Raw genomic sequence first — 12462 nt, forward strand, 5'->3', positions numbered from 1 at the left:
GTGGCCGCAGGCCAGGGGAAGTGCGGGTAGGGCAGGGGAGCGTGGCTGGTCGAAAGCGCCGAGGTTACTCGTCCTTTTTCATCAGCCCGGCCAGTGCAGCGAACGGGTTGTGAGTGGCCTTGGCGGTTTTCGGACTGCCCAGGGAGCCATCGGCGAAGTACTGCTGATCGGTGTAGCGCGAGTGCTCGTTGTCGTGGCAATACAGGCACAGCAGCTCCCAGTTGGAGCCGTCCTGCGGGTTGTTGTCATGGTTGTGGTCGCGGTGGTGTACGGTCAGTTCGCTGAGACGTTTGCCTGCGAACTCGCGCGCGCAGCGGCCGCAAACATGCGGGTACATGCGCAGCGCCTTGTCACGGTAGCCCATCTCGCGGTCGCGCTGGGCGTCGGCCAGGATGCGGTCCAGCTTGGCAGTATGGGAAGGAGGATTGGCCGTGCTCATGGTGTCACCTGTGCGTGTGCGCATTGAAAGCGGAATATCGGCAAGTTTAGCGCCAGATAGGCAAACTCACACCTGTTGGGAGAGTAATTGACCATCGACCATGCGCAGGCGCTTGGACAACGAGATGGCCAGGGCACGAATGATCTTGGCGGCGATTTTCGGTGCGTCCTCGAGCATCTTGTCCAGCGAATCACGGCCCAGGTTCAATAGCTGGCAACTGGTGGCTGCGATACAACTGGCCGAGCGGCGCTCGCCATCGAGCACCGCCATTTCTCCGAAGGCGCGGCCGTGGCGCAGAACGGCGATTTCCACCTGTTGACCGTCTGCGGCAAGCTTCTGCACAGACACGGTGCCCTGATGGATGATGCACATGAAGGTTCCGGCATCGCCCTCGGCAAAGATGGTCTCGCCTTTATCGATATCGGTAATGCTGAAATAGCCGGCTACGGTAAAGAAATCGCCCGGCAGCAGGGTGTCGAACAGGCCGCAATCGAGCAGCATGTCGCGTATGGCGTTGTTCAGGTTGGACAGTGGTTCTGACATGTTAGGTCTGGTAATCCTGACAAAGGGGCAACTCCGCTGCCCCCGATCCTAGTAAGACAGGTGTTTCACACCAAGTTCATTCAGCGATCTGCAATACCTTGAAGATAAATGCGTACTCCAGCGCCACGTCACGCAAGCCCTGATAGCGACCGCTCATGCCACCGTGCCCGGCGCCCAGTTCGGTCTTGAGCAGCAACGGATTATCGTCGGTCTTGGTGGCGCGCAATTTAGCCACCCATTTGGCGGCTTCCCAATACTGCACACGGCTGTCGTTGTAACCGGCGATGACCAGCATGGCCGGATAGGCCTGAGCCGTGACGTTTTCGTAGGGCGCGTAGGCCTTGATACGCGCGTAGACCTCCGGCTCCTGCGGGTTGCCCCATTCGTCGTATTCGGTGACGGTCAGCGGCAGGTCCGGGTCGAGCATGGTGTTCAGTACATCGACGAACGGCACTTCGGCAATCGCTGCCTTGAACAGCTCGGGCCGTTGGTTGAGCACCGCACCGATCAGCAGGCCACCGGCGCTGCCACCGCTGATCACCAGTTGTCCGGCGCTGGTCAGGCCCTGGGCAACAAGGTGTTCGGCGCAGGCAATGAAATCGCCGAAAGTGTTCTGTTTGTGCTCCTGCTTGCCGTTGCGATACCAGGCCTCGCCCAGCTCGCCGCCGCCGCGCACATGGGCGATGGCGAACGCCACGCCACGGTCGAGCAGGCTCAGGCGCGCGTGGGAAAACCACGGGTCGAGGCTCTCGCCGTAGGCGCCGTAGCCGTACAGATACAGCGGGGTGGCCTGTCCGGCCAGTTCGCGCTTGACCACCAGGCTGATCGGCACCTGGGTGCCATCGCTGGCCGTGGCCCACAAACGCTGGCTGACGTAGGCATCGGCGTCGAAGGTGCCCAGTACCGGGGTTTCCTTGAGCACTACCTGTTCGCCGCTGGCCAGGGTCAGTTGACGGACCTGGGCCGGACGGTTCAGCGACTGGTAGCGCAGGCGGATTTTGTCGCTGTCGAATTCCAGCGTGTCCTGCACATACAGGCTGTAGGCGGCGTCAGGTAGCTGCACGCGATAGGTCGGCAGCGCTTGCGGACGTACTTCGATGATCGGCAGGCCGCCCTCGCGCAGGCTCAGGCTGATGCCTTTGGCGTTGAGGCTGACGCCTTCGAGCATGACCTTGTCGTCGTGCGCGACCAGCGTCTGCCAGTCCTCGCGCACCGGTACGTCACTGTCCTGTTGCGCAGCCTGATACAGCGCGAAGTTGATGCCGCTCTGATTGCTGCGGATGAACCAGGTCCAGACGCCATTGAGCAGCCCGTGGTCCGGATAATATTCGTGACCTTCGCTGCGCGGTGCGAGGCAGGTGAAGGCCTGTTGCGGATGATCGGCGTCCAGCACCCAGGCTTCGCTGGTGGTTTTGCTGTTGAGCAGAATGATCAGTTGGCGCTCTGAGCTGCTGCGGAAGCAGTGCAGGAAGAAGCGGCCGTCCGGCTCGTCGAACACCTGCTCGGCCGATGCCGTGCCCAGGGTATGGCGATGCAGCTTGCCCGGGCGATGGGTTTCGTCCAGCTCGCCGAAAAACAGGGTCTGGCTGTCGTTGGCCCAGGTCATGCTGCCGTCGCAGTTTTTAAAGGGCAGGCTGCTGATCTGACCGGTGCTCAGCTCCTTGACGTAAAGCTCATATATCTCGTCGCCACTGGTGTCCAGGCTGTAGGCCAGACGCTGGTGGTCGGGACTGATGCTGAACGCACCCAGCGAGAAAAAGCCGCCATCGGCCATCTCGTTGGGGTCGAGCAACAATTCCTCGGCGCTTTCATCCACCGTGTTGCTGTCGTCGGCCGGGCGCGGGCAGCGGTAGTGCCGGGCGTATTCATCGCCTTGTGTGGTGCGGGTGTAATAAAGGTACGGGCCCCAGGGGGAGGGCAGCGACAGGTCGGTTTCGAGGATGCGGCCCTTGATTTCTTCGAACAGGCTTTCGCGCAACCCGGTCTGCTCTGCCAGTTGCTGCTCCTGCCAGGCGTTTTCGGCTTTGAGGTAGTCGAGCACTTCGTCGGTGTCGCGGTTCTGCAGCCAGGCATAAGGGTCGGGACCGTCGGCCTTGCGAGCGATCGGGGCGCTGGAGGTTGCATTCGGGAAGGACATGCTGGGCTCTCTGTTAAGGCATCAATCAGGAAAATATCGGTACACGCTGAACCGAATACTGAAGCGAGGCAAGCCGCGTCAGGCAAAAGCCGTTATCATAAGCGCCTCTTTACCTGGCTTACCACGGACGTCATGACCGAAAACGACTATCTGATCGCCTGGAGCGTCTACGCCTTCGCCGCGTTGGGTTGCCTGCTGGTATGGTTTCTGATGACCCGCTGGATGTGGCGGTACCTCAAGGAGCCGTTGCTGGTGGCGGTCGCGGTGCTGCTGTTTACGCCGACCATGGTCGACCCTGCCAAGGACGCGATGGCGCCAGCCGTGGCGATCACTGCGCTCGACCTGATGTTCAAGGTCGGCAGCAATATCTGGACCGCCGTGTCGGACCTGGCCATGTATGGTATGTTCGCCTTCGCCGCGTACCTGCTGTTCGTGCTGATCCGCTGGCCGATCGAACGCAGCCGCAAGGCCCGCCAGCCCAAGCCTGCGGCCCAGCCTGTCGAAACAGACCCTGCTGACGAACCTTTCGCCGAAGACGATCACTACGCTCGCAAGAACGCTGCGCCTCTTGCGCCGACCAGGGCTGCGCGGGTCGAGCCGCGGCTGTAGCTCCCGCTTCGTTGGCAAGCGCCGCTACCTGCGGCGCATGACCCGCTGCAAAACGTCTTGAAGCGAGAACCTGAGCATGTGTGAACTACTGGGCATGAGCGCCAACGTCCCGACCGACATTGTCTTCAGCTTTACCGGGCTGATGCAGCGTGGCGGCCGCACCGGTCCGCATCGCGATGGCTGGGGCATTGCCTTCTACGAGGGCCGTGGCCTGCGTCTGTTTCAGGACCCGGCAGCCAGCAGCGAATCGGAAGTCGCACAGTTGGTGCAGCGTTATCCCATCAAGAGCGAAGTCGTGATTGGCCATATTCGGCAGGCCAACGTCGGCAAGGTCTGCCTGTCCAATACCCATCCTTTCGTCCGTGAGCTCTGGGGCCGTAACTGGTGCTTTGCGCATAACGGTCAGCTGGCGGATTTCACCCCGGGCGTTACTTTTTATCGGCCAGTGGGCGATACCGACAGCGAAGCGGCATTCTGCGACTTGCTCAATCGCGTCCGCGAAACCTTTCCCGAGCCCGTCGACGTCGAGGCGTTGCTGCCTACGCTGATTCAGGCGTGTGCCGAATATCGCAGTAAAGGCGTGTTCAACTGCCTGTTGAGCGACGGCGACTGGCTGTTTTGCTTTTGCAGTACCAAACTGGTTCAGATCACTCGCCGTGCTCCGTTCGGTCCGGCGAGGTTGAAAGATGTCGACGTGATTGTCGATTTTCAGGCTGAAACCACACCGCACGACGTGGTCACGGTCATCGCGACCGAACCCTTGACCGAGAACGAAAACTGGAACCGCTATGAACCGGGCCAGTGGAGTCTGTGGCGCAAGGGCGAGAGCGTGGCGCAAGGTTCAGTCGACACCGCGACCGAGACGGCCAGGCCGTAAGACACCATCACATCGGCTTAATGGATAAAAAAGAAGAGGGATATTGATGCTGCGAAGTTATCTGCGATTGGTCCTGTTCACCATGGGCCTGCTGTTCGGGGTACAGATTCCCGGTTTCATCAGTGATTACAGCAAGCGTGTCGAAGCGCATCTGATCGAGGCGCAACAAGCCGTCAAGGGCTATACCGCCACTGCGCAGCAGTTCTTCAAGGGCGATATCCAGGCGCTGATCCAGCACTATCGCAGCAGTGAAGACCCGGTTTTCCGCAGCGATGCGGACACCATCGACACCCTGATGAACCGCACGCACATTCTTGAGCGTCAGTGGCTCGGGCTCCAGGGGCCGTGGTATTCCAAAGCCATCTTCGTGGCCACCTCTTCCGATCCGGATATCCGTCGCGAAACCTTCAATGGCTATACGTGGCAAGTTCTGCTGGCCCCGGAAGTGATTGCCTGGGGCATCATCAGTGCATTGCTGCTGGCGCTGCTGATCGAAAGCTTTGTGCTGTTGCTTGGCTGGGTTTTCAACGGCGGACGACGCAAGCCGCAGCTGGAACGCGACTGGAATTGACTGTGGGGCGGGGCATAGCGAAACATCGGCGCGCAGCTCATATGACTGCCCGTGTTTCATTATGTAGATAGGCGAGTACCGTTTCAGGTGCGTTCCACATCAGCACGTCGATGATTGAAAGGTTTTCGACGAAATTCAGAGGTCCCGTGGAATAACTGAATGAAGCGGGCTCGAGAAACCTCAGTTCTATGCCTCGTTCCTGCCATTCGCCGGGTATGAAAATTTCGCGTCCACCTGTGGCGTTGATGTACTGGCGCGCCCCCAGCACGGTGCTTATTTCCAGCGCCCATTGGCCTGCATGTTCAATGGGCGGCAGATCCAGGTTCATCGCCGCACAGCTTTCCCAGTTAAAACTCATGCCTAAATACTCGCAGACCACTTTCAGCGCGCGCGTGTTGAGTTCACACAGGTGGGTGGCAGGTGTGCCGAATGTCTGCTCGACCACCTGCAAGGTTTCCCGGAAGTACGGCGCCTGGCTTCGATAGTGTTCAAGCTGATTCTTGATTCGTCGGTGGGCACAGGCAAGGTCGATGATGGTCGCGTCCTTGATCAGTGCGCCCTCGCTGACACAGACCGGAACATTGATGTATTGCCAGTCGCCTTTGCTGCCCAGTACCCGATTGCGGTTCATCCAGCTTTTGCGTTTGTATTTGACGATGTCAAAGACCAGCCCGCGCTGGACCGCCGCAATGAGCTGGAAGTAACCGATGTAGGGGAAAAAGTAAGGCTGCATGATCCCGAGCGTTTCGTTCATAAGTAACCCGCGACGTCGCGACGTCGCGACGGCTGCTCAGGCAAAACGATGGAGTAACTGCAAAACGACCTACTCAATCAGCACTTTTGCGTCTGATTGGTTGTGTGGAACTGTCAGCGTAGTTTGGGTGTTCAAAATGATCATGCTGCTGGTCGGGTTGTATCGGTCGGTCGATGACCGGCTTATACAGCATTGGCAGCAGCCTTATTTCATTTCGCCAGGTAGCGCATGCCTTCTTCCAGACCGCTGAGGGTCAGCGGATACATCTGACCTTCAATCAAATCACGCACGATATGCGTCGAGGTGGTGTAGTCCCAGGCATCTTTCGGGTAGGGATTGATCCAGATGATCTTCTTGAATTTGGCCATGAAGCGCTGCATCCATACATAGCCCGCCTCTTCATTCCAGTGTTCGACGCTGCCGCCGGGCTGGGTGATTTCATAGGGCGCCATCGAGGCGTCGCCGATGAAAATCACTTTGTAGTCCTCGCCATACTTGTGCAGCAGGTCCTGGGTAGCGGTCCGCTCCGAGCTTCTGCGCAGGTTGTTCTTCCACACCGATTCATAGATGAAGTTATGGAAGTAGAAATACTCCATATGCTTGAATTCGGTCTTGCATGCGGAGAACAGTTCTTCACAGACCTTGACGTGCGAATCCATCGAGCCGCCGATGTCGAACAGCAGTAATAACTTGATGGTGTTGCGCCGCTCCGGACGCATCTGAATGTTCAGCAGGCCGGCATCGCGTGCGGTGTGATCGATAGTGCTGTCGATGTCCAGTTCATCCGCAGCGCCCTGACGAGCGAACTTGCGCAGGCGACGCAGGGCCACCTTGATATTGCGCGTCCCCAGCTCAACCTGATCATCCAGATTCTTGTACTCGCGCTGGTCCCAGACTTTGACGGCCTTGCCTTTGCGCTCGCCGGCCTCGCCGACGCGGATGCCTTCCGGATTGTAGCCACCCGAACCGAACGGGCTGGTGCCACCGGTGCCGATCCATTTGTTGCCACCGGCATGGCGTTCCTTCTGTTCTTCCAGACGTTTCTTGAACTCCTCGATCAGTTTGTCGAGGCCGCCCAGCGACTGGATCTGCGCGCGTTCCTCGTCCGTCAGCGAGCGCTCGAACTCTTTGCGCAGCCAGTCTTCCGGGATCAGCGCCTGCAAATGCTCGTCGAGGTTTTCCAGGCCGTTGAAATACGCACCGAAGGCGCGGTCGAACTTGTCGAAATGGCGCTCGTCCTTGACCAGAATCGTGCGCGCCAAGAAGTAGAACTCATCGATGTCGGCGAACACGACCCGCTGTTTCAGCGCATTGATCAGGTCCAGCAGTTCACGCAGAGACACCGGCACTTTGGCCGCGCGCATTTCGTTGAACAGGTTGAGCAGCATGGCTGTCGCCCTTTTACATGGCAGGTTGGATAGACACGATCAGCGATTGCCGCGACGGCTCATGAACGCCAGACGTTCCAGCAGATGTACGTCCTGCTCGTTCTTGACCAGCGCGCCGGCCAGTGGCGGAATGGCCTTGGTCGGATCGCGTTCGCGCAGCACGGCTTCACCGATGTTGTCGGCCATCAGCAGCTTCAGCCAGTCGACCAGTTCGGAAGTGGAGGGCTTCTTCTTCAGCCCCGGCACTTTGCGCACATCGAAGAATACGTCCAGCGCTTCGCTCACCAGGTCTTTCTTGATGTCCGGGTAATGCACATCGACGATGCGTTGCAGCGTGGCCCGATCCGGAAAGGCGATGTAGTGAAAGAAGCAGCGACGCAGAAAGGCGTCCGGCAGCTCTTTCTCGTTGTTGGAGGTAATGATGATGATCGGTCGCTTTTTGGCCTTGATGGTTTCATCGATCTCGTAAACGTAGAACTCCATCTTGTCGAGTTCCTGCAACAGGTCGTTGGGGAACTCGATATCGGCCTTGTCGATTTCGTCGATCAGCAGAATCACACGCTCCTCGGACTCGAAGGCTTCCCAGAGCTTGCCCTTTTTCAGGTAATTGCGTACGTCGTGGACCTTGTCGACGCCCAGTTGCGAGTCGCGCAGACGGCTCACCGCATCGTACTCGTACAGGCCCTGATGGGCCTTGGTCGTGGACTTGATATGCCAGGTAATCAGTTTCGCGCCGAAGGACTCGGCCAGTTGCTCGGCGAGCATGGTCTTGCCGGTGCCGGGCTCGCCCTTGACCAGCAATGGACGCTCCAGCGTGATGGCCGCGTTGACCGCCAGCTTGAGATCGTCAGTGGCAACGTAGGCCGGCGTACCTTCGAACTTCATTGATCCATCCTTTTTCGCATGGGCGCGCGTAACCGGTCGGCACGCACGCCGTAAGAGGGGCAAGCAATGCCCTGACTATAACGTGGCGGCCCGCTGGCTGTGAACGAAGACGCCTCATTCAGTTCTTGAATGGCGCGTCACGCTGTGACCGGGTGTAAATTGTAACGCTGCTTCTGGTATGGCTAATTTGGCGATACCATGCGTGCCATGTCGACCAAATACAGATTCAGGGATAAATACAGGATTCAGCTGAGAGAAAAAGACCACCTGCCGCCGCATGTTCACCTGACTGGGGGCTGGACGTGCTGATTTGCCTTGAGCTTGTAGAGCCCATGCGCGGAACTGCACCGGCTGTTGTGTTGAGGGAAGCTCTTGAATGGATACGCATTCGCCGTAACGAACTGATGGAGGAATGGAAACGATGGCATCCATGAAACGCCCACGGCTCAAGGAGGTTCATGCCCAGTCCGGATATCGACTGGCCTTGACGTTCATCGACGATCAGCAATTCGTGCTCGACATGAGCGCGGATGTGCAGACTTTTCCTGGGTTACGGCCTTTGATCGCTGCCGATGCCTTTGCCCAGGCCCAGGTGGGCGATGATGGCTGGACGGTTGAATGGCCAGAGCCGGATATCCAGATCGGTGCCGATACCTTGTACCTTGACGCTCAGGCTCAAGCGGCCACCGATGAAAACACGCGTATTTTCATCGGGTGGCGGGCCCGCACGGGGTTGCCCCTGGCCCAGGCCGCAAAAGCATTGGGTGTGAGCCCGCGCAGCATCACCCGCTACAGCAACTCCCGCGAGCCGACACCACGCACCCTTGCGCTGGCTTGCCTGGGCTGGGATGCATTGCAGCAACAGGCACAGGCCGCCGAAGGGCGGGGTGTATACGGCACAGACAAAAAAACACGCTAGGAACCCTTGCTGCTCTCATAGCGCGCATTGAATGCCTGCACGAACGCATTGCGCAGGATCTGCAGAAACGCCTGGAAGCCGCTGATGTCCTGCTGATGGACACTGCCGCTGAGGTCGACGCGTGTGGCGAACTGGTTTTCCCGCTGGTTTTTCAATACGGTTTCGCTGGTGCCGACCAGCGCTTCCCAGATCGAACGGAAAACACCCTTGTCCTTGTTTTCGACATCCTGCTGCCAGTTGAATACGTCCACATTGCGCAACAGCGGCTTTATGTAGCCCTTGAGCTGGCCTTTGTCGGCCTGCGCTTCAATCACCACGTCGCCATCGCCGGCGTTGAAATCGAACTTGCCGTAGGCCGACGAAAAGTCGTTGAGTTTCTTGAGTTGGATGCCGGTGGCGCGCAGTTTGAAGTCGAAGTCTTCAAAGTTGCTGAACGGGTCGAATCTGGCTGTGCTCTCCAGATCGGCGTGGCCCAGCAGGCGCGCCTTGCCCTTGAACTCGGCATCGCGATTGCCCTCCACGTCGACCACGTTAGTCAGGTTATAGATGCTGGCATTGACCTGATCCGCCTCGATTTTTACCTTGGGCGTGGAGTTGAAGTTATTGAACGTGATACGCCCGTCGTCGATGCGCAATTCGTTGAGGGTGATAGGCAGCAACTTGTTCATCTGGGTACGCCAGTCGGTGCCCTGACCGGTCTGCGAGTCCTGCTTGCTGCCGCCGTCCACGAAGTTGATCTGCGGGCCAGTGAACAGGGCTTTCGCGACCACTGCATGGTCATACCAGAGAGAGTGCCAGCTGACTGCCAGTTCGATCATCGGCGCGTCAAAGAAGGGCACCGGGACCTTGCCGTCGGTCTTGACGATCTTCAGCCCCTTGATCCGGTACGCCCCTCGCCACAGTGCCAGGTCCACATCGGTGATCTCGCCTCGGTAGTCACCCATGTCGGCCAGTTTGTCGTTCAGATAGTCACGCACCAGGTATGGCAGGGCGATATTGACAGCGATCAGCAGGACTACCAGAGCGGCCAGGGTCCATAGCGGCCAGCTGTAGCGACGTTTCATGACATGAGTCTCCTGTTTCAATGAAGGATTGACTGCTCGCGTCGTCATCCGTTCGGTCAGACTGGACGCCCCAGAGTTGGCGGCATAGGCTTTGGGTCTTTAACCGATGTGCACAAGGACACCCTCATGAGCCGTATCTACGCTGATAACGCCCATTCCATCGGTAATACGCCGTTGGTGCAGATCAACCGTATCGCGCCGCGCGGTGTCACCATTCTGGCCAAGATCGAAGGGCGTAATCCGGGCTATTCCGTCAAGTGCCGTATCGGCGCCAACATGATCTGGGACGCCGAAAGCAGCGGCAGGCTCAAGCCGGGCATGACCATCGTCGAGCCAACCTCGGGCAACACCGGCATCGGTCTGGCCTTCGTTGCCGCTGCCCGTGGCTACAAACTGATGCTCACCATGCCCGCTTCCATGAGCATAGAACGTCGCAAGGTACTCAAGGCACTGGGCGCAGAACTGGTGCTGACCGAAGCGGCCAAGGGCATGAAAGGCGCGATTGCCAAGGCCGAAGAACTGCTGGCAGGCAACCCCGAGAAATATTTCATGCCGGCGCAATTCGAAAACCCGGCCAACCCGGCCATCCATGAAAAAACCACTGGCCCGGAAATCTGGGCAGACACCGACGGTGCCATCGACGTCCTGGTGGCAGGCGTAGGAACTGGCGGGACTATCACCGGTATCTCCCGGTATATCAAGCACACCGAAGGCAAACCGATCCTGTCGGTCGCGGTCGAGCCGGACGGTTCGCCGATCATCACCCAGGCGATGGCCGGTGAAACGATCACGCCCAGCCCGCACAAGATTCAGGGCATCGGCGCCGGCTTCATCCCGAAAAACCTCGACCTGTCGATTGTCGACCGGGTGGAGCGTGTCACCGATGAAGAGTCCAAGGCCATGGCGCGGCGTCTGATGCAGGAGGAGGGCATTCTCTGCGGTATCTCCTGCGGCGCGGCAATGGCGGCTGCCGTCCGTCTGGCTGAAAAGCCGGAGATGCAGGGCAAGACGATCGTGGTGGTGCTGCCGGACTCCGGCGAACGTTACCTGTCGAGCATGCTGTTCAGCGATCTGTTTACCGATCAGGAGCTTTCCCAGTAACACATCTTCGCAAGCGCGCACTTCATGCGGGCAACGCAAGGGTTTATGATGGCCAGCTTACGACTCGCCGGACGATCAGCGCTGTCCGCCCGGCGCTCCAGTCATTATTCAGAATCATGCATCAGCACTGCCCGCGTGACGTTTGGCGTTATCTGCCCGCTTCAAGGAGAGCTTCATGACCCTTTCATTTGTTGCCAAGGCATCGATCCTGATGCTGTTTCTGGGCAGCACGCTGTACGTTCATTTGCGCGGTCGGGCCCGATTGCCTCTGTTGCGGCAGTTCGTCAACCATTCTGCATTGTTCGCACCGTACAACGCACTGATGTACCTGTTTTCCCGCGTGCCGTCCGAGCCGTATCTGGACCGCAGCAAATTCCCTGAACTGGACGTCCTCAAGGACAACTGGGAAACCATTCGCGACGAAGCCATGCACCTGTTCGACGAAGGCTATATTCGTGCGGCGGAGAAAAACAACGACGCCGGTTTCGGCTCGTTCTTCAAGAAGGGCTGGAAGCGCTTTTACCTGAAGTGGTACGACAAGGCCTTGCCGTCTGCCGAGGCGCTGTGCCCGAAAACAGTCGAACTGGTCAACAGCATTCCCAACGTCAAGGGCGCGATGTTCGCGCTGTTGCCGGGTGGCAGTCACCTCAATCCGCACCGCGATCCGTTTGCCGGCTCGCTGCGTTATCACCTGGGCCTGTCCACGCCCAACTCCGATGACTGCCGGATCTTCGTCGATGGCAAGGAATACGCCTGGCGTGACGGTCAGGACGTCATGTTCGATGAGACCTACGTTCACTGGGTCAAGAACGAGACCGACCAGACTCGTGTGATTCTGTTCTGTGACATCGAGCGTCCGCTGACCAACCGCTTCATGACCCGTATCAACCGCAGCGTCAGCGCGTTTCTGGGCCGCGCCACCGCTCCGCAGAACCTTGACGACGAGCGCGTCGGCGGAATCAACCAGGCGTATGCATTCAGCAAGCGTTTCAGCGACGGCTTCAGTGGCAAGGTCAAGCAGTTCAAGCGCGCCAACCCCAAGGCTTACCGCGTACTGCGCCCTGTTCTGGCAGTGGCTGTACTGACGCTGCTGGGCTACTGGTTGTTTGGTTAAGCGACAGTCTTTCCTGTTATTCCGCTCTGATCCGGTTGTTCGTGGCCTCTGCGAACAACCG

General features: G+C 58.8%; 13 protein-coding genes and 1 pseudogene. 7 read left to right on the top strand and 7 right to left on the bottom strand.

Annotation, left to right across the window (positions count from 1 at the left end; all coding sequences use genetic code 11):
- Positions 1 to 64: 64 nt before the first annotated feature.
- From KUIN1_RS08155 to KUIN1_RS08165, 3 genes are all read right to left on the bottom strand, one after another.
- On the bottom strand, positions 65 to 439 hold the full coding sequence (locus KUIN1_RS08155; RefSeq protein WP_003317410.1) for a YajD family HNH nuclease: 375 nt from the start codon (positions 437 to 439) through the stop codon (positions 65 to 67).
- A 66-nt stretch (positions 440 to 505) separates the two neighbouring features.
- Positions 506 to 982 carry a cyclic nucleotide-binding domain-containing protein gene (locus tag KUIN1_RS08160; RefSeq protein WP_003407239.1) on the bottom strand — a complete coding sequence of 159 codons (477 nt, stop codon included), beginning with the start codon at positions 980 to 982 and terminating at the stop codon, positions 506 to 508.
- Between the two features lie 76 nt (positions 983 to 1058).
- Positions 1059 to 3119 carry a S9 family peptidase gene (locus tag KUIN1_RS08165; RefSeq protein ID WP_003407241.1) on the bottom strand — a complete coding sequence of 687 codons (2061 nt, stop codon included), beginning with the start codon at positions 3117 to 3119 and terminating at the stop codon, positions 1059 to 1061.
- A 132-nt stretch (positions 3120 to 3251) separates the two neighbouring features.
- On the opposite strand from KUIN1_RS08165, the gene KUIN1_RS08170 reads away from it, so the two are divergent.
- From KUIN1_RS08170 to KUIN1_RS08180, 3 genes are all read left to right on the top strand, one after another.
- The gene (locus KUIN1_RS08170; RefSeq protein ID WP_003390927.1) at positions 3252 to 3728 is read left to right on the top strand and encodes a hypothetical protein; all 477 of its coding nucleotides are present in this window, start codon (positions 3252 to 3254) and stop codon (positions 3726 to 3728) included.
- A 76-nt stretch (positions 3729 to 3804) separates the two neighbouring features.
- Positions 3805 to 4605, top strand: coding sequence for a class II glutamine amidotransferase (locus KUIN1_RS08175; RefSeq protein WP_103754560.1), 801 nt, complete (start codon positions 3805 to 3807; stop codon positions 4603 to 4605).
- 46 nt (positions 4606 to 4651) lie between these two features.
- Positions 4652 to 5176: a DUF2937 family protein gene (locus tag KUIN1_RS08180; RefSeq protein WP_003345586.1), complete on the top strand. Its 525-nt coding sequence runs from the start codon at positions 4652 to 4654 to the stop codon at positions 5174 to 5176.
- Between the two features lie 37 nt (positions 5177 to 5213).
- Here KUIN1_RS08180 and KUIN1_RS08185 read toward each other — a convergent pair whose 3' ends face one another.
- The 3 genes from KUIN1_RS08185 to KUIN1_RS08195 all read right to left on the bottom strand — a co-directional run bounded on the left by KUIN1_RS08185 (position 5214) and on the right by KUIN1_RS08195 (position 8203).
- Complete coding sequence (locus KUIN1_RS08185; protein WP_032656456.1) at positions 5214 to 5930, bottom strand: WbqC family protein; 717 nt, start codon at positions 5928 to 5930, stop codon at positions 5214 to 5216.
- A 209-nt stretch (positions 5931 to 6139) separates the two neighbouring features.
- Entirely contained in the window at positions 6140 to 7318 is a 1179-nt protein-coding gene (locus KUIN1_RS08190) for a vWA domain-containing protein (RefSeq protein WP_003407247.1), read from the bottom strand.
- 39 nt (positions 7319 to 7357) lie between these two features.
- Positions 7358 to 8203, bottom strand: coding sequence for an AAA family ATPase (locus tag KUIN1_RS08195; protein WP_003407249.1), 846 nt, complete (start codon positions 8201 to 8203; stop codon positions 7358 to 7360).
- Positions 8204 to 8410: 207 nt separating this feature from the next.
- On the opposite strand from KUIN1_RS08195, the pseudogene KUIN1_RS08200 reads away from it, so the two are divergent.
- Together KUIN1_RS08200 and KUIN1_RS08205 are read left to right on the top strand one after the other, a co-directional pair.
- Positions 8411 to 8637: pseudogene (locus tag KUIN1_RS08200) on the top strand (DUF4160 domain-containing protein).
- On the top strand, positions 8634 to 9122 hold the full coding sequence (locus tag KUIN1_RS08205; protein WP_024639948.1) for a DUF2442 domain-containing protein: 489 nt from the start codon (positions 8634 to 8636) through the stop codon (positions 9120 to 9122). Before KUIN1_RS08200 ends, KUIN1_RS08205 begins: the two are co-directional and overlap by 4 nt.
- Here KUIN1_RS08205 and KUIN1_RS08210 read toward each other — a convergent pair.
- Complete coding sequence (locus tag KUIN1_RS08210; protein ID WP_003407252.1) at positions 9119 to 10186, bottom strand: DUF748 domain-containing protein; 1068 nt, start codon at positions 10184 to 10186, stop codon at positions 9119 to 9121. The two genes, KUIN1_RS08205 and KUIN1_RS08210, sit on opposite strands and share 4 nt — an antisense overlap.
- Before the next feature lie 126 nt (positions 10187 to 10312).
- Here KUIN1_RS08210 and cysK point away from each other — a divergent pair, with 126 nt between their 5' ends.
- Positions 10313 to 11287 (top strand): cysteine synthase A, encoded by a 975-nt coding sequence (gene cysK / locus KUIN1_RS08215; protein ID WP_024639950.1) that lies wholly within the window; start codon positions 10313 to 10315, stop codon positions 11285 to 11287.
- Positions 11288 to 11462: 175 nt separating this feature from the next.
- Positions 11463 to 12401 (top strand): aspartyl/asparaginyl beta-hydroxylase domain-containing protein, encoded by a 939-nt coding sequence (locus KUIN1_RS08220; protein ID WP_003407254.1) that lies wholly within the window; start codon positions 11463 to 11465, stop codon positions 12399 to 12401.
- Positions 12402 to 12462: the final 61 nt, after the last annotated feature.

Source organism: Pseudomonas sp. KUIN-1, assembly GCF_009176725.1.
In the GTDB taxonomy this organism is placed as follows: Bacteria; Pseudomonadota; Gammaproteobacteria; order Pseudomonadales; family Pseudomonadaceae; genus Aquipseudomonas; species Aquipseudomonas fragariae.